Annotated in this window: 14 protein-coding genes; 8 read left to right on the forward strand and 6 right to left on the reverse strand. The window is 72.5% G+C overall.

Annotation, left to right across the window (positions count from 1 at the left end; genetic code table 11):
- The first annotated feature begins 172 nt into the window (after window positions 1–172).
- The 5 genes from MWU57_RS07185 (at window position 173) to MWU57_RS07205 (ending at window position 5,010) form a co-directional block, all read left to right on the forward strand.
- Window positions 173–1,486 (forward strand): helix-turn-helix domain-containing protein, encoded by a 1,314-nt coding sequence (locus MWU57_RS07185; protein ID WP_246908367.1) that lies wholly within the window; start codon window positions 173–175, stop codon window positions 1,484–1,486.
- A gap of 139 nt (window positions 1,487–1,625) precedes the next feature.
- Window positions 1,626–3,149: an aldehyde dehydrogenase family protein gene (locus tag MWU57_RS07190; protein WP_246908370.1), complete on the forward strand. Its 1,524-nt coding sequence runs from the start codon at window positions 1,626–1,628 to the stop codon at window positions 3,147–3,149.
- Between the two features lie 4 nt (window positions 3,150–3,153).
- Window positions 3,154–3,561 carry a DUF779 domain-containing protein gene (locus tag MWU57_RS07195; RefSeq protein WP_246908373.1) on the forward strand — a complete coding sequence of 136 codons (408 nt, stop codon included), beginning with the start codon at window positions 3,154–3,156 and terminating at the stop codon, window positions 3,559–3,561.
- Between the two features lie 42 nt (window positions 3,562–3,603).
- Entirely contained in the window at window positions 3,604–3,894 is a 291-nt protein-coding gene (locus MWU57_RS07200) for a DUF3175 domain-containing protein (protein WP_246908376.1), read from the forward strand.
- Window positions 3,895–3,972: 78 nt separating this feature from the next.
- Window positions 3,973–5,010 (forward strand): hypothetical protein, encoded by a 1,038-nt coding sequence (locus MWU57_RS07205; protein WP_181340724.1) that lies wholly within the window; start codon window positions 3,973–3,975, stop codon window positions 5,008–5,010.
- Window positions 5,011–5,016: 6 nt separating this feature from the next.
- On the opposite strand, the gene MWU57_RS07210 is transcribed toward MWU57_RS07205, so the two are convergent.
- Entirely contained in the window at window positions 5,017–5,493 is a 477-nt protein-coding gene (locus MWU57_RS07210; protein ID WP_106266900.1) for an HNH endonuclease, read from the reverse strand.
- A gap of 388 nt (window positions 5,494–5,881) precedes the next feature.
- Between MWU57_RS07210 and MWU57_RS07215 the strand changes: the two genes are divergently transcribed.
- Window positions 5,882–6,541, forward strand: coding sequence for a DUF6318 family protein (locus tag MWU57_RS07215; protein WP_246908377.1), 660 nt, complete (start codon window positions 5,882–5,884; stop codon window positions 6,539–6,541).
- 141 nt (window positions 6,542–6,682) lie between these two features.
- The gene (locus tag MWU57_RS07220) at window positions 6,683–7,426 is read left to right on the forward strand and encodes a PKD domain-containing protein (RefSeq protein ID WP_246908378.1); all 744 of its coding nucleotides are present in this window, start codon (window positions 6,683–6,685) and stop codon (window positions 7,424–7,426) included.
- Between the two features lie 138 nt (window positions 7,427–7,564).
- Here the strand turns inward: MWU57_RS07220 and MWU57_RS07225 are convergent, their stop codons facing one another.
- From MWU57_RS07225 to aceA, 5 genes are all read right to left on the reverse strand, one after another.
- The gene (locus MWU57_RS07225; protein ID WP_246908379.1) at window positions 7,565–9,052 is read right to left on the reverse strand and encodes an HNH endonuclease signature motif containing protein; all 1,488 of its coding nucleotides are present in this window, start codon (window positions 9,050–9,052) and stop codon (window positions 7,565–7,567) included.
- An 83-nt stretch (window positions 9,053–9,135) separates the two neighbouring features.
- The gene (locus MWU57_RS07230; RefSeq protein ID WP_246908381.1) at window positions 9,136–9,561 is read right to left on the reverse strand and encodes a hypothetical protein; all 426 of its coding nucleotides are present in this window, start codon (window positions 9,559–9,561) and stop codon (window positions 9,136–9,138) included.
- Between the two features lie 95 nt (window positions 9,562–9,656).
- Window positions 9,657–10,127, reverse strand: coding sequence for a hypothetical protein (locus MWU57_RS07235; protein WP_246908383.1), 471 nt, complete (start codon window positions 10,125–10,127; stop codon window positions 9,657–9,659).
- Window positions 10,128–10,276: 149 nt separating this feature from the next.
- Window positions 10,277–12,010: a malate synthase A gene (gene aceB / locus MWU57_RS07240; protein ID WP_246908385.1), complete on the reverse strand. Its 1,734-nt coding sequence runs from the start codon at window positions 12,008–12,010 to the stop codon at window positions 10,277–10,279.
- Window positions 12,011–12,074: 64 nt separating this feature from the next.
- The gene (gene aceA, locus MWU57_RS07245; protein WP_106266887.1) at window positions 12,075–13,424 is read right to left on the reverse strand and encodes an isocitrate lyase; all 1,350 of its coding nucleotides are present in this window, start codon (window positions 13,422–13,424) and stop codon (window positions 12,075–12,077) included.
- A 153-nt stretch (window positions 13,425–13,577) separates the two neighbouring features.
- Here aceA and MWU57_RS07250 point away from each other — a divergent pair, with 153 nt between their 5' ends.
- The gene (locus tag MWU57_RS07250; RefSeq protein ID WP_246908387.1) at window positions 13,578–15,074 is read left to right on the forward strand and encodes an XRE family transcriptional regulator; all 1,497 of its coding nucleotides are present in this window, start codon (window positions 13,578–13,580) and stop codon (window positions 15,072–15,074) included.
- The last annotated feature ends 27 nt before the right edge of the window (window positions 15,075–15,101 follow it).

Raw genomic sequence — 15,101 nt, forward strand, 5'->3', positions numbered from 1 at the left:
CCTGCTGTGCCTGTGGTCAGGTGGGTACCTGCCCACACCCTAGGCAGGCACCCACCTGCGGCGACACCCGGCGTCCACGATCTGGGACCACGATGTGAGACGAGCTGCCTCTCGGCGGCTCCGGGAGCGTCCTAGACTGACGTGACCACCGCACGACGACGTCGGAGGCGCCATGCTCGACCGTGCTGCCGCGCAGGATCCCACCCGGTCCGCGCGTGAGGCGGGTCGCGCGCCCACGACCCGTGGCGGCGTCCGCCGGGACCGCCGGTCCGTCCGGACCGCCTACGACACGTTCCTCGGCACCGGCTGCCTCTCGCCCGGGGTCGACCCCCTCGTCGCCGCGTCGTGGCGCCGCAGCCTCAGCTCCGGCGTCGACCCCGACTCGCCGCGCGCCGCGGCCGGGCTCGCCGACCGCGAGCTGGACGAGTACCGCGCCACCCACCCGCTCGCGCCCCTCATGCCGGTCGTGCGCGACCTCGTCGTCGACGCCGCCCGCGACGACGGGCTCGTCGTCGCCGTGTGCGACGACGCCGGCCGGCTCCTGTGGGTCGAGGGCGACGCCCGCACGCGCACGACGGCGGAGCGCGTCGGGTTCGTCGCCGGCGCCGTCTGGCGCGAGGAGAGCGTGGGCACCAACGCGCCCGGTACCGCGCTCGCGACCCGGCGAGCCGTGCAGGTCCTGGGGGCCGAGCACTTCTCCCGGCCGGTCCAGTCGCTCAACTGCGCCGCCGCCCCCATCCGGGGGGCCGACGGCCGGCTCCTCGGGGTGCTGGACGTGACCGGCGGCCGCGCCGCCGCCTCGCACGTCGCGCTCTCGCTGGTGCGCGCGACCGTGGCGAGCCTCGAACGCGAGCTCGCGGCGCTCGGGCCGGGCAGGCCTGGTGGCCGCGCGGGGACCGGTGACAGCACCGCCCGGGCCGCGCTCCAGCTCCTCGGCACCCCGGTGCTCCACCGGCCCGGCGGCGTCCACCGCCTCTCCCCGCGGCACGCCGAGATCCTCGTGCTCCTGGGCGAGCACCCGCGCGGGCTCACCGCCGAGGAGCTGGCGGTGCTGCTGCACCCCGGCGAGCTGTCCGACGTCGCCGTCCGCGCCGAGATCTCCCGCCTGCGTCGCGTCGCCGGTACGCTGGTGGTCGGGTCGCGCCCCTACCGGCTCGCTCCGGGGGTGCGCAGCGACGTCGACGTCGTGCGCGAGCACCTCGCCGCGGGCGACCCGACGGCGGCGCTCGCCGCCAGCGCCGGCCCGCTGCTCCCGCGCTCGCTGGCTCCCGGCGTCGAGCGCGTCCGCGCGGAGCTGGCCGCCGAGCTGCGCTCCGCCGTCCTGAGCAGTACGGGTACCGCCGCCCTCGACGCCTGGACGCGCACCGACGACGGCGCCGACGACGTCGAGGCTTGGAGCCTCCTCGTGCAACGGGCCGAGCACGGCAGCCCGCTGTGGAGCCGGGCGAGGGCGCACCTCGCGGTGGTCGACGCGGCGCTGCGCTGAGGCGCCCCGGCACCGTTGCAACGGTGCTGCAACACCCCGCCCCTAGCGTGACGACCACGGCGCGCCGAGGCGCCGCCGTCGGGCACCGGACCGCAGGTCGCGGGCCCGACGAGGTGTGTACTGCGAGGAGGCAGCCAGCATGACCGTCTACACGCCCCCGGGGCAGCCCGGGTCGATCGTCGAGTACCGCAGCCGCTACGACCACTGGATCGGCGGGGAGTACGTGCCGCCGTCGAGCGGGGAATACTTCGACAACCCCAGCCCCGTCACCGGGGAGACCTTCTGCGAGGTGGCGCGCGGCAACGCCGACGACATCGAGCGGGCGCTCGACGCGGCCCACGGCGCGGCCCCGGCCTGGGGACGGACCTCCGTCACGGAGCGGGCCAACGTCCTGAACCGCATCGCGGACCGCATCGAGGCGAACCTCGAGAAGATCGCCGTCGCCGAGAGCTGGGAGAACGGCAAGCCGGTGCGGGAGACGCTCGGTGCCGACATCCCGCTCGCCGTCGACCACTTCCGCTACTTCGCCGGGGCGATCCGCGCCCAGGAGGGCTCGATCTCCGAGATCGACGGCGAGACGATCGCGTACCACTTCCACGAGCCGCTCGGCGTCGTCGGGCAGATCATCCCGTGGAACTTCCCGATCCTCATGGCGACCTGGAAGCTCGCGCCGGCGCTCGCGGCGGGCAACGCCGTCGTCCTCAAGCCGGCCGAGCAGACACCCGCGTCGATCCTCTACCTGATGGACATCATCGGTGACCTGCTGCCGCCGGGCGTGCTGAACGTGGTCAACGGGTTCGGCGCGGAGGCCGGCAAGCCGCTCGCCTCCTCGTCGCGGATCCGCAAGATCGCCTTCACCGGTGAGACGACGACCGGCCGCCTGATCATGCAGTACGCGTCGCAGAACATCATCCCGGTCACGCTCGAGCTCGGCGGCAAGTCGCCGAACGTCTTCTTCTCGGACGTCGCGGCGGAGCGGGACGACTTCTACGACAAGGCGCTCGAGGGCTTCACCATGTTCGCCTTCAACCAGGGCGAGGTCTGCACGTGCCCGTCCCGGGCGCTCATCCAGTCCGACATCTACGACCAGTTCCTCGGCGACGCGCTCGAGCGGACGAAGGCCGCGGTGCAGGGCAACCCGCTGGACACCGACACGATGATCGGTGCCCAGGCGAGCAACGACCAGCTCGAGAAGATCCTGTCCTACATCGACATCGGCAAGGCCGAGGGCGCCCGGGTGCTCACGGGCGGTGAGCGGGCCGACCTCGGCGGCGACCTCACCGGCGGCTACTACGTGACGCCCACGGTGTTCGAGGGCAAGAACTCCATGCGGATCTTCCAGGAGGAGATCTTCGGCCCCGTGGTGTCCGTGACCGACTTCGCCGACTTCGACGACGCGATCAAGACCGCCAACGACACCCTCTACGGGCTCGGTGCGGGGGTCTGGACCCGTAACGGCACGACGGCGTTCCGTGCGGGCCGCGCCATCGAGGCGGGCCGGGTGTGGACCAACTGCTACCACGCCTACCCGGCCGCGGCCGCGTTCGGCGGGTACAAGGGGTCCGGCGTGGGGCGCGAGAACCACAAGATGATGCTCGACCACTACCAGCAGACCAAGAACCTGCTCGTCAGCTACTCCGGCGTGCGTGACGGGTTCTTCTAGACCGATGGCCGACGCGACGCGCGTCGCCCTCACCGACGCCGCGGCCGAGCTGCTCGCTCGGCTGCGGCGCCGGCACGGCGACCTCATGTTCCACCAGTCCGGTGGCTGCTGCGACGGGTCCAGCCCGATGTGCTTCCCGGCCGGCGACTTCCTCACCGGCGACGCGGACGTCCACCTGGGCGACCTCACCGTGCCGGAGGCTCCCGGCGGGCCCGACGACGGCGGTGCCACGTTCACGGTGCCGGTCTGGATGAGCCGGGCCCAGTTCGAGTACTGGAGCCACACGCACCTGACCATCGACGTGGTGCCGGGACGCGGCGCCGGGTTCAGCGTGGAGGCACCGGAAGGCGTGCGGTTCCTCATCCGGTCCCGGCTGTTCACCGACGCCGAGGCGGAGGCGCTGCGCGGCTGAGCGCGCCTGGCGAGCTCGGGCCCGTCGTCCTAGCGTCGAAGGATGGCCACGAAGTCCGAGCACGACGACGACCGCTGGTCCCAGGACGTCACCGAGCACTCCGACGCGCTCGACCTCGAGGAGGACGTCTTCACCTGGGACGACCCCGCCCGGATCGCCCGCTCGCTCCAGCGGTCCGCCGAGGCGAGCGCCCGGCGCAAGGGAACTCCGTACCAGTCCGCGATGTCCATGCTGACCTTCTACCTGAACCGGGCCGGGTCCACCCTCCCGGAGGAGCGCCGCCGGACCTTGGAGCAGGCCAAGGACGAGCTACGCGCCGTGTTCGGGCGCTGAACCGCCGTCGACGGCTGCCGCACCCGGGTGACCGAGCGGGGTACCGCAGCAGGGCCCGGACCGGCTATGTTGCACTCCGTGAGCACCGAAGCAGAGGCCTTCCCGTCCGTGTCGTCGCTGCCCGCATGGCTCGTGCCGTCGGTGTACCTGAACTGGTCCACCGACTGGCTGAACGAGTCCATCGCGATCGCGACCCGCTCCCACGAGCACTCGCTGCCCGGCGGTCCGGACGGCCCCAAGCGGGGCGACGTCGTCGTCACCGTCCTCGGTGACGCCGGTGTCGTGGCGTCCGTGGAGCTGATGGGTTCGTCCGACGGCGACTCCTGGGTGACCGACGAGCTGTTCGGCCCCGACCGGCCCATCGTGTGGGCCGACCTCTTCGACGGCGCCGACGCCTACATCGGATCCTCCGGCTGGCTGCCCGCCGAGCACGCCCGCGCGGTGCTGGACGGCGTCGCCAACCAGTTCCACGACGGGCCCGTGCACACCATCGACCCGGGCGACTGCGCCGAGGGCACGGCGGCCCCCGACGTGCACGTGCTGCGCGTGCTGGGCCACCGGGCGGTGTCCGGCTGGGCCATGCGCCGCGAGGAGCGCTGCGCCACCTGCGAGCGGTTCGTGGACGTCCACGAGCTGCAGGCGCACGACGACGGCGCCGTCCGGCTGGGCACGACGACGGCCGGCGGGCGCACCCTCGAGCAGGTGATCCGCGACGTGCACCTCATGTGCCCGCAGTGCCACGACCTCATGCACGCCCACTCCGTGTCCGCCCAGCGCGCCCGGCTGCGGCCGCAGTGCCCCGGCTGCGGCGTGCGCGGCAAGACCAAGCGCATCGTGTGGGGGATGACCTTCTCCGACGACGTCGTCAGCTCCGAGCCCGACGTCGTCTACGGCGGCTTCGAGGTGCCCGTGCCGGCCCCGGACTGGTACTGCACCGAGTGCCACGCGAACTTCGGCAGCACCGTCGTGGCGTCCCGCGTCCTCGACGCCGAAGGGCCCGCGGTTCCCCAGCCCGTCACCGGGACGATCGCGCGCGTCGGGGAGGCCGACCTCGCCGCGGCCGAGGGAGAGCCGGAGGGTGCCGAACGGCGCTGGGAGCCGGCCGACGGCGTCTGACGATGCTCAGGCGGCCACGGGTCTGGCGCGGCGACGGCGCCGCACCAGCCCGTGGTCGAACGGTGGCACGTAGGGGGCGAGCCGGAGCGGCATGCCGGCCTCGAGCGGCGTGCGGTCGGCCTTGCGGTGGTTACAGGGTCGGCACGCGGCGACGAGGTTGAGCCAGGAGCTGTCGCCGCCCCGCGACCGGGGCACCACGTGGTCGACCGTCTGGGCGGGGCCACCGCAGTAGGCGCATGCGCCGTCGCGCCGCTTGATGCCGTCCTTGGTCACCGCCGGACGGCCGCCGCCGCGGTAGAGCCAGCGCATCGTCACGTACCGCACGAGCCGCAGGACCCGGGGGAGCGGATAGGGGCCGAACGACGCGCCCTCGACGAACTCCTCGACCACCGCGACCTCGCGCACGAGCATCGTGATGGCGTGCTTCACCGACACACGGTGCAGCGGCTCGTAGCCGGCGTTGAGGACCAGTACGTCGGTCACGGTCCTGCTCCCTCCTGCGGTGCGCGGGCCGGTCGGGCCAGCGCGGTGTCGGCGGCTCCCTCTGAGTCGGTGTCTCGGACGACGACGGTCCGGGCAGGACCGCCGGACGGGCGCGCTGTGGCGTCCGTCACGGAAAATGTAAGGGGCCAGGGCGCGAAGGTCCAGGCCTTTGCGCGCGGTTCTCGGCCCCGGCTCGCGTCCCCAGGTGCCGAATGTGCAGGTTCGGCCCGGTATGGATCGTTCACGCCGGTCCGGGCTCGGGGTCGCGCACGGCCTCGGCTGGGGGCCGTCCACAGGCTGGGACATGCGGTTCCGCCGGTGGGCGGTGGTCGCTAGGGTCGGTGGCTGGTCCTGGCCGCGCTGGCCTGTCTGACGCCCTGGAGACGCGATGATGCGCACAACCCGCCACGATCCCTCTGTCCTTGCGCCACGGCGGCCGGCCGCCGCTCTGGTCGCTGTGCTCGCGACAGGGCTGCTGGTAGCCGGCTGCACCGGCGCCGACCCCGAGCCGACGTCGGAGGCGTCGGAGCTGCCCCTGCCGGCGTCCGTCACGGCGTCGCCGTCCGCGACGGCGTCTCCCGAGCCATCGCCCGAGCCCTCGGACGAGGTCGCAGCGGCGGGCCCGGAGCGACCGGCCGCGATGGACAAGAAGGATGCCGAGGGAGCGGCGGCTGCGGCGAAGTACATCCTGTCCCTCGAGCAGCCGATGATGGTCACCGGGGACACCGCCGAGTGGGAGGCGCGGAGCCACCGGTCCTGCGAGTACTGCGAGTCCCGCCTCGATCAGGCCAAGACCATCGCAAAGCGCGGAGACGTGTTCACCGGCGGTGACGTCGAGGTGGTGGTGGACAAGGTGTACCAGCGCGATGTCGTGACAGGGATCTGGCCGATGGATATCACCGGCCACGAAAGTCCCACGACCATCCTTGATGCGTCAGGAGACACCGTCTTCACCTCCGAGGCGGGCGTGGCCAAGAGGCGTGCTGAACTGGCCCTCCGGGACGGCGAGTGGGTGCTGGTTGAACTCGGTCAGATTCCGGAGGAGTGAGCCATGTCGACGGCCTCTTTGCTCTGCGCCGCATGCTTCCTCTTCGCGCCCGCGATTCCACCGCTAGCGCTCGACACCGAGCCTGGGGGTGGCGCGGACGACCCCTACGAATCGTGGATCAGTGCCGGTGAGGATCCTGCGATGAATGTCGGTTCGACCCTCGAGGAGCAGCAAGCGGCCATCGACGGCTCCGGCGGCGATGGTGCCGACTCGGACACCGTCTACTTCCGGGCCACCGTCCATCAGTGCTGGCTGCGGGACCTGGACTACACCGTGCTGGCGGACGTCTGCGCCGAAGGCACCGAGATCGCCTACGACGGTCTGGAGTGCGACGAGGACTCCTACGAGCTGGCCGGACTCTGGGCTGTCACGAACCAGCCCGGAGGTGCCCAGACGCCTCCACAGCTGATCGACGAGGGCGCCTGCGTCACTCCCGCCGACCTCCTCGCGGCCGCCACCCGCGAGTTCAAGACCATGCCCATCGATCCGGCCGAAGTCACCCTGCAGGTCGAGCGCGACTGGGCCATCGTCAACTTCGGTGTGCACCCCCGCACCGACGACACCCCGCGGGTCATGGCCACGAACCTGCTCGGCGTGCCGGTCGAGATCCGCGCCGTGCCAGCCGAGTACACCTGGGACGCCGGCGACGGCACCGAACCCGTGGTGACCGACCACCCCGGCGGGCAGTGGGACACCAACACCGCGATCCACCTGCCGTACCCCGCGCCCGGCACCTACACCGTGAGCCTGACCACCACGTGGCACGGCCAGTTTCGCATCACGGGCACCCTCACCTGGACCGACGTCCCCGGCGAAGCCACCACGACCGACACCACCTACCCGATCGAGGTTCACGACGCCGAGGTCCGACTCGTGCAGCCCTGAGTGGCGTCCAGCCATCCAGTGTCGCAACCGGTCCAGCGCCCGACCTGACCAGCCGGAGGGTCTGTCGGGGCGGCCTCGAGCCAGCACCGGGTCGCCATGCTTCCCGGCGCACATCGAAAGATCGCCCGCGACCGTGCCTCAGAAGGGTGGGTCGCTCCCTCGCTCGTACCGACCCGGCGCCGGGCCGGCCCGAGGATCTGTCCGGCCGGTCGATGTCTCGTCGCCGCCGGAGTTCGGCACGGGGACCAGCTCCACCGCGAGGGACGCCGCCTCGGCCGCCCAGCCATCGAGCTGTCCGATCGCGTGGTCAGCAGCGCCAGGGCTCGTGAGATACGTGCGGCCCCGCGGTGATGTCCAGGCCAGCACTCCGCCGTCGAGCTGCTCGACGGTCCAGCGGCTCTCGTGCTTGAGCGTGTGATGCGCGCGGCAGAGGTGGGCGAGGTTCCCGGCGTCGGTGGTACCGCCGCCGGCCCAGTCCACCGTGTGGTCGACGTCGCAGCGTGCCGTGGGCACGGCGCAGCCAGGGAAACGGCACGTGACGTCGCGGGCAGTCAGGAACGCACGGAGGTCTGCCGGGACGACGTAGCGTCGGCGATCCACGGTGAGCATCGCGCCGTCGACGGGATCGGTCAGGACACGTCGCAGCGTGGGCGCACGGGCGGCCAGGTGCCGTGCCGCCTCGGCGTCCACCGGCGTGGCCCCGTCGAGCGTGCCGGGCTGCTCGCCGTCGCCGCTCAGGGTCTGTATCGGCACGGTGACGTGGACGATCGGGCGGACGCCGCGTGCCAGCGTCACGAGAAAGTCTGGTGGGCCGGGTGGCTGCACCGACGACGGCGCTGTCGTCGGGCAGCCAGCGGCCGGCCCGGGTTCATCGCCAGTCGGTTGCCCGTCGAGCAGGAGCGCCGCCAGCGTGGCGGCGCGCAGCTGCCCCGTACCGCGGGCATCACCAGAGGCTTTCGCCCCCGCCGCGGTACGGGCGAGACGGTCGTACGCCGCGTGGGCCACGGGCGTGGGGACGTGCGCGGTGAGCCATGACATGCCGTCCTTGCCGTCGTCCAGCCAGACGTCGGCCTTCAGTGCGGCGGCCTCCCGGCGCACCTCCGCGGGTACCGGGTGCAGCCGGTCCCTGGCCGTGCGCACCAGCGTGCCGAATCGACCCGGCGGCAGCGACGCGGCCCGTTCCAGCACGGCTGCCTCGACCTCGGCGGCGGCCGACGGCGGCAGGTCGGCCACGCCGTCGGCCAGCTTGGCGGCGTGCTGGTAGGAGATGCGGCCGGCGCACAGCGCCGCCATGGTGCCCGGAGCGCGGTCGGCCAGGACCTCGGCATCTGCGAGCAGTGCGCGTGCGCGGTGCTCGCTCACGCCGAGTGCACACGCCACCTCGGAGACGAGCGCACGGTGCGCCACCTGCGCGCGCCGCTGCGCCGTCGTCGATGCCACGCGGGCGACCGCGACGTCGAGCATCGCCGTGGGCTCGGTCCGGGCCGCGGCAAGGGCCTGACCGAGTGCCATGGTGCGGCGGCCCGCCGCCTGGTTCACCGCGACCTGCTCCGCGGCGGCGGCGTCCAGCGCGGCATCGAGGCTCGGGCCGTGGCCCGGCCCGCCGTCGTCCTGGTGCGTCGTCATGGTGACCAGTCAAGCAGCAGCCACCGACACTCACTCGAACACACGTACGAGTCGGCTCTGGCCCCTCGCCAGGGGTGGAGCAGTCAGGCCGCGTCGTCGAGAGCGAGCGGACGCACGGCACCGCCGGCGGCGACGAACAGGCCGTGCAACCGGAACCCGCGCTCGGCGGCCTGGGTGCGCAGGGCGGTGTTCCAGGCGCGATCGGCCGCGGTCACGGACTGCTCGCCGGGCCGCTCGAGCATCGCCACGACGGAGCCGCCCGGCACCGACTGCTGCGTCACCGACGCGATCACGCTCCCGAACCGGGCGGCGTCCTCCGGGCTGGGCCGTTCGGGGACGTCGCGCACGGGCACCGCGATGCCGGTGACGCGGTCGTCCGCGTCGAGCCAGCTCAGGGTGAGGATGCGCTCGCGGGGGAGGACCCCGCCGGACAGGAAGGTGGCGAGCTCGAGGACGGCGCCGTCGTCGGCCACCTTGTCGCCGGGGCGGAAGGATGCGGTGAGGTTCATGCCCGCTACCCTGCCGAACCGGCCCCCCCGCCCGCAGGCCTCGTCCACAAGCTTCGGCCCCGAGCCTGCCCTGTGGACGGTCTCGGGCGCCCGTCTCAGCGACGCCCGCGGACTCGGGCGATCTCCACGCGTCGGTCATCTCTGCCGGCGGAGCGCACCGTCTGGGCGTTGACCAGCAGACCCACCAGGGCGCCGAGCAGCAGCTCCCCGCAGACCACCCACGTTCCGGCGCGTAGTCCGTACGGGAATCGCTCGGTGGCACCGAGCGCGGCGCCGACCGCCCCGGATGCGAGGACGAGCAGCATCGGCCACCACCACGCCAGGCCGGAGTAGATGAGGAGCGCAGCACACAGGCTCAGCCCGAAGACGGTCGGTAGCGCCCCCGCTGACGCGCCCTGCCACCACGTCCCGGCGAGGTCGTCATAAGCCAGATCGTTCCCGTCGACCAGCTCGTCGGTCCACACCCAGGCGAAAACGGTGGCGAGCGCCCCCGTCACGCAGGCGACGGCCAGGATCGCCCCGACCCGCAGCCAGGTCCAGATGCGGTCGCGTCGGCCAGCGCCCATCAGTGTCCCCTCGTCGACCCCCGGTACCCGCACGCTACGGGACGACTTCGGCTCACGTGACAGGCCCGGCGCGCGAAAGTCGAGGTCCGGACCGGTATGGGCATCCATTCCGGTCCGGACCTCGACGTTCGGCGACGAAGGGGGAGGCGTCAGAAGTAGCGGGCGTACGCGCTCGTCGTCAGGAACGGCGGGAACTCGTCACCCATCGCCACCTCGCGGAAGATCGCCGCGGCCTCGTCGAGCCGGTCCCCGCGCGTCCGCGGCGTGGACCGCAGGAACTCACGGAGCATGGCGTCGCACAGCGTCCGGGTGATCGTCACCCCGTCGGCCGTGACGGTCCCGGAGTGCATCCACTGCCACACCTGCGACCGCGAGATCTCCGCCGTCGCGGCGTCCTCCATGAGGCTGTCCAGGGCAGCGGCCCCCGCGCCCCGCAGCCACGAGGCGATGTACCGCACCCCCACGGAGATGTTGGTCCGCAGACCCTCCTCGGTGATGGTCGCACCCTCCCGCCGGGCCGAGGCCACGTCGAGCAGCTCGGCCTGGCCCACCGTGACGTCGTCGCGCAGTCTCCCCACCTGGTTCTCGGCCGAGCCGAGCACGGCGTCGAACGCCTCGCGGGCGATCGGGATGAGGTCGGGGTGCGCCACCCAGGAGCCGTCGAACCCGTCGCCGGCCTCGCGCTCCTTGTCCGCGCGGACCTTGGCGAAGGCCTGTTCCGTCACCTCGGGGTTGCGCCGGTCCGGGATGAAGGCGCTCATGCCGCCGATGGCGTGGGCCCCGCGGCGGTGGCACGTCGCGACCAGCAGCTCGGTGTACGCCCGCATGAACGGCGCCGTCATCGTGACCTGCGCGCGGTCGGGCAGCACGTAGGAGTCGCCGCGGTTGCGGAAGCACTTGATGACGCTGAACAGGTAGTCCCAGCGCCCGGCGTTGAGCCCGGCGCAGTGCTCGCGCAGCTCGTAGAGAATCTCCTCCATCTCGAACGCCGCGGGCAGCGTCTCGATGAGCACCGTGGCGCGGACGGTGCCCCGCGGGATGCCGAGGGCGTCCTGCGCCAGCTCGAAGACCTCGTTCCACAGCCGCGCCTCGCGGTGCCCCTCGAGCTTGGGCAGGTAGAAGTACGGCCCCCGCCCGCGTTCGATCAGCTCGCGCGCGTTGTGGAAGAAGTACAGCCCGAAGTCGACCAGCGAGCCCGAGGCGGGCTGCGTGGAGCCGTCCGTCCCCGTGTACGCCAGGTGAGACTCGAACAGGTGCCAGCCCCGCGGCCGGAACACGATGGTCGGCATCTCGGTCAGCTCGGACGTACGCAGCGCGTACTGCTTGCCCGGGGTGCGGCCCCCGTCCGACGACGGCGCCTCGAACGTCAGGTCGCCGCGGATCGCGTCGCGCAGCGCCAGCTGGCCCGTGATGACGTTGGACCACGTGGGGGACTGGGCGTCCTCCGCGTCGGCCAGCCACACCTTGGCGCCCGAGTTGAGCGCGTTGATCGTCATCTTCGGGTCGGTGGGTCCGGTGATCTCGACGCGCCGGTCGGCGAGCCCGGGGGCCCCGGCGCTACCCGCGACGCGCCACGACGGGTCGTCCCGCACGGGCCGGGTGACGGGCAGGAAGTCCGGGTCGGCGCCGTCGGCGATCTCCCGGGTGCGGCGCTGTCGCGTCAGCAGCAGCTCGCAGCGGGCGTCCGCGAACTGGTCGTGCAGCAGGGCCAGGAACTCCAGGGCCTGCGGCGTGAGGATCTCGTCGGACCCGGGCTCCAGCGGGCCCACGACGTCGATGGTGCCCTCGGCCACGGTGGCCGAGTCGGACAGCGCGATGCCGCGGGGCGGCGTGGCCGGCGAACCGGTGGAGCGGGTGGAGCGGGGCAGGTCGGTGATCGTCATGGCAGGTTCCTCCTGGGAGGGCCGCCGCGGGGGTGGGACCCCGCGGCGGCGGGAAACGGGTGAGTCAGAACTGAGCGGCCTCGGTGGAGCCGGCGAGCGCGAGGGTGGAGGCGTCGGGGTTGAGCGCCGTCGACACGCGGTCGAAGTAACCGGTGCCGACCTCCCGCTGGTGCTTCGTGGCGGTGTAGCCGCGGGTCTCGGAGGCGAACTCGGCCTCCTGCAGCTGCACGTAGGCCGTCATCTGCTCACGGGCGTAACCGTGGGCCAGATCGAACATGGAGTGGTTGAGGGCGTGGAAGCCCGCCAGGGTGATGAACTGGAAGCTGTAGCCCATCGCCCCGAGCTCGCGCTGGAACTTCGCGATCGTGTCGTCGTCGAGGTGCTTCTTCCAGTTGAACGACGGCGAGCAGTTGTACGCCAGCATCTGGTCGGGGAACTCGGCCTTGACGGACTCGGCGAAGCGACGGGCGAGGTCGAGGTCCGGCGTGCCGGTCTCCATCCAGATGAGGTCGGCGTACGGCGCGTAGGCGTGGGCGCGGGTGATGCAGGGCTCGATGCCGTTGGTCACCTCGTAGAAGCCCTCGGCGGTGCGGTTGCCGGTGAGGTAGGGCCGGTCCCGCTCGTCGACGTCGGAGGTCAGCAGCGTGGCGGCCTCGGCGTCGGTGCGGGCGATGATGACGCTCGGCACGTCGGAGACGTCGGCCGCGAGGCGCGCCGCGTTGAGGGTCCGCACGTGCTGCTTGGTGGGGATGAGCACCTTGCCGCCCAGGTGGCCGCACTTCTTCTCCGAGGCGAGCTGGTCCTCCCAGTGCACGCCCGAGGCGCCCGAGGCGATCATCGACTTCATGAGCTCGTAGGCGTTGAGCGGACCGCCGAAACCGGCCTCGGCGTCCGCCACGATCGGCGCGAGCCAGTTGCGCGACGGTCCGTCCTCCGTGTTCTCGGCGACGTCGATCTGGTCGGCACGCAGCAGCGCGTTGTTGATGCGTCGCACGACGGCGGGCACCGAGTTGGCGGGGTAGAGCGACTGGTCGGGGTAGGTCTGGCCCGAGAGGTTCGCGTCGCCGGCCACCTGCCACCCCGACAGGTAGATGGCCTTGAGGCCCGCCTTGACCTGCTGCACGGCCTGGTTGCCGGTCAGCGCGCCGAGCGCGTTGACGTAGTCCTCGGTGTGCAGCAGCTCCCAGAGCAGCTCGGAGCCGCGGCGCGCGAGGGTGTGCTCCTCGCCCACGGACCCACGCAGCGCGACGACGTCCTCGGCCGAGTAGTCCCGCACGACGCCCGACCAGCGCGGGTCGGTCGCCCACTGCTCGGCGAGCGCCGCCGCGGTGGTGACCTGGTCGCCCGGGCGGGTGCCCTGAGCAGGTGCGGAGGTGGTGCCGTTCGTGGAGCCGGTCTCGAGCGTCGCGGTCATGATCGTGCCTTCCGGTCGTGGTGCCTTCGTCGTGAGGAAGGTGCCCTCGAGAACGACTCTGCGCCCTGCGCAACCCCCGCGGCCAGGATTCGTGAGAAGAAGTATCAGCATTCTTCTGCTTCCCAGAAGCAGTGGCCCATGTCACGCTGAGGCATGGCCATCACGACGACGAACCGGACCGGCGCGGCGCTCCCGCCGCCGGCCCCGACCGGCAGCGAGCCCGACGCCCTGACGATCGGCCGGCGCATCCGGCACCTGCGGACCCGTCGGGGAATGACCCTCGGCGAGCTCGGAGACGCCATCTCACGTGCGCCGTCACAGGTCTCCATGCTCGAGAACGGCAAGCGCGAACCCACCATCGCCCGCCTGCAGGCCGTGGCCCGGGCCCTGGGCACCAGCGTGGACGACCTGCTCTCGCCCGAGCCGCCGTCGCGCCGCGACGCGCTCGAGATCGAGCTGGAGCGAGTGCAAAGAGGCCCCCTCTTCTCCGCGCTGGGCGTCCGGCCCGTGCGGGTGGGCAAGTCGCTGCCGAGCGACGCCCTGGAGGCGATCGTCGCGCTGCAGGCGGAGCTCGAGCGGCTGCACCGGGAGCGTGCGCTGACGCCCGAGGAGGCGCGCCGCGCCAACACCGAGCTCCGGGCCGACATGCGCGCGCAGGACAACTACTTCCCGGACCTGGAGATCGTCGCGCGGTCCCTGCTGGACGACGTCGGGCACACGCACGGTCCGATGCCGCAGCGGGCCGCCGTCGACGTCGCCGCGCACCTCGGGTTCACGATCCACTACGAGCCGGACCTGCCGCAGTCGACGCGTGCGGTCATCGACCGGCGCAACCGGCGGGTCTACCTGCCGAGCAACGGCATCCGGGGGCGCTCGGACGCCCGGTCGGCCCTGCTGCAGGCGCTCGCCTCGCACGTGCTCGAGCACGCCGAGCCGGACGACTACGCGGAGTTCCTGCGCCAGCGGGTGGAGGCCAACTACCTGTGCGCGGCGCTGCTGCTGCCCGAGCGGGACGCCGTCAAGCACCTGCGGGAGGCCAAGGACGCCCGCGCCATCTCCATCGAGGACCTCCGCGACGCGTTCGCCGTGTCCTACGAGACGGCGGCGCACCGGTTCACGAACCTCGCCACGCGGCACCTCGGCATCGGGGTGCACTTCATGAAGGTCCACGAGTCGGGCGCCATCCACAAGGCGTACGAGAACGACGGCGTGCGGTTCCCCGCGGACGCCCTCGGCACCGTGGAGGGCCAGCACGTGTGCCGGCAGTGGACGGCACGGGTGGTGTTCGGGATCCAGGACCGGCTCAGCCCGTACTACCAGTACACCGACACCCCGACGGGGACCTACTGGTGCACCTCCCGCGTCTCCGACACCCCGGACGGCCGGTTCTCGGTCAGCGTGGGCGTGCCGTACTCGCAGGTCAAGTGGTTCCTGGGGCGGGAGACGACGGCGCGGTCCACCTCGCGCTGCCCGGACGACTCGTGCTGCCGCCAGCCCGCGCAGCCCCTCGCCGAGCGCTGGGCGGGCCAGGCGCTGCCCAGCGCCCGGCCGCACGCCTCGATGCTCGCGGCGATGCCGTCCGGCGCGTTCCCCGGCGTCGACACCACCGAGGTCTACGAGTTCCTCGAGCGGCACGCCCCGGCCGAGTGAGGCGCCGGCGGTCTCGCCTGGCGAGAC

The sequence above is a fragment of the Isoptericola sp. S6320L genome, assembly GCF_023015685.1.
Taxonomy (GTDB): domain Bacteria; phylum Actinomycetota; class Actinomycetes; order Actinomycetales; family Cellulomonadaceae; genus Isoptericola; species Isoptericola halotolerans_A.

What these genes read in the sequence shown, in the direction of transcription:
- MWU57_RS07235 (WP_246908383.1), bottom strand. Translation starts at nt 10,127, where the DNA reads ATGGGCGCTGGCCGACGCGACCGCATCTGGACCTGGCTGCGGGTCGGG.
- MWU57_RS07200 (WP_246908376.1), top strand. Translation starts at nt 3,604, where the DNA reads ATGGCCACGAAGTCCGAGCACGACGACGACCGCTGGTCCCAGGACGTC.
- aceA (WP_106266887.1), bottom strand. Translation starts at nt 13,424, where the DNA reads ATGACCGCGACGCTCGAGACCGGCTCCACGAACGGCACCACCTCCGCA.
- MWU57_RS07225 (WP_246908379.1), bottom strand. Translation starts at nt 9,052, where the DNA reads ATGACGACGCACCAGGACGACGGCGGGCCGGGCCACGGCCCGAGCCTC.
- MWU57_RS07190 (WP_246908370.1), top strand. Translation starts at nt 1,626, where the DNA reads ATGACCGTCTACACGCCCCCGGGGCAGCCCGGGTCGATCGTCGAGTAC.
- MWU57_RS07215 (WP_246908377.1), top strand. Translation starts at nt 5,882, where the DNA reads ATGATGCGCACAACCCGCCACGATCCCTCTGTCCTTGCGCCACGGCGG.
- MWU57_RS07230 (WP_246908381.1), bottom strand. Translation starts at nt 9,561, where the DNA reads ATGAACCTCACCGCATCCTTCCGCCCCGGCGACAAGGTGGCCGACGAC.
- MWU57_RS07185 (WP_246908367.1), top strand. Translation starts at nt 173, where the DNA reads ATGCTCGACCGTGCTGCCGCGCAGGATCCCACCCGGTCCGCGCGTGAG.
- MWU57_RS07195 (WP_246908373.1), top strand. Translation starts at nt 3,154, where the DNA reads ATGGCCGACGCGACGCGCGTCGCCCTCACCGACGCCGCGGCCGAGCTG.
- MWU57_RS07250 (WP_246908387.1), top strand. Translation starts at nt 13,578, where the DNA reads ATGGCCATCACGACGACGAACCGGACCGGCGCGGCGCTCCCGCCGCCG.
- aceB (WP_246908385.1), bottom strand. Translation starts at nt 12,010, where the DNA reads ATGACGATCACCGACCTGCCCCGCTCCACCCGCTCCACCGGTTCGCCG.
- MWU57_RS07220 (WP_246908378.1), top strand. Translation starts at nt 6,683, where the DNA reads ATGAATGTCGGTTCGACCCTCGAGGAGCAGCAAGCGGCCATCGACGGC.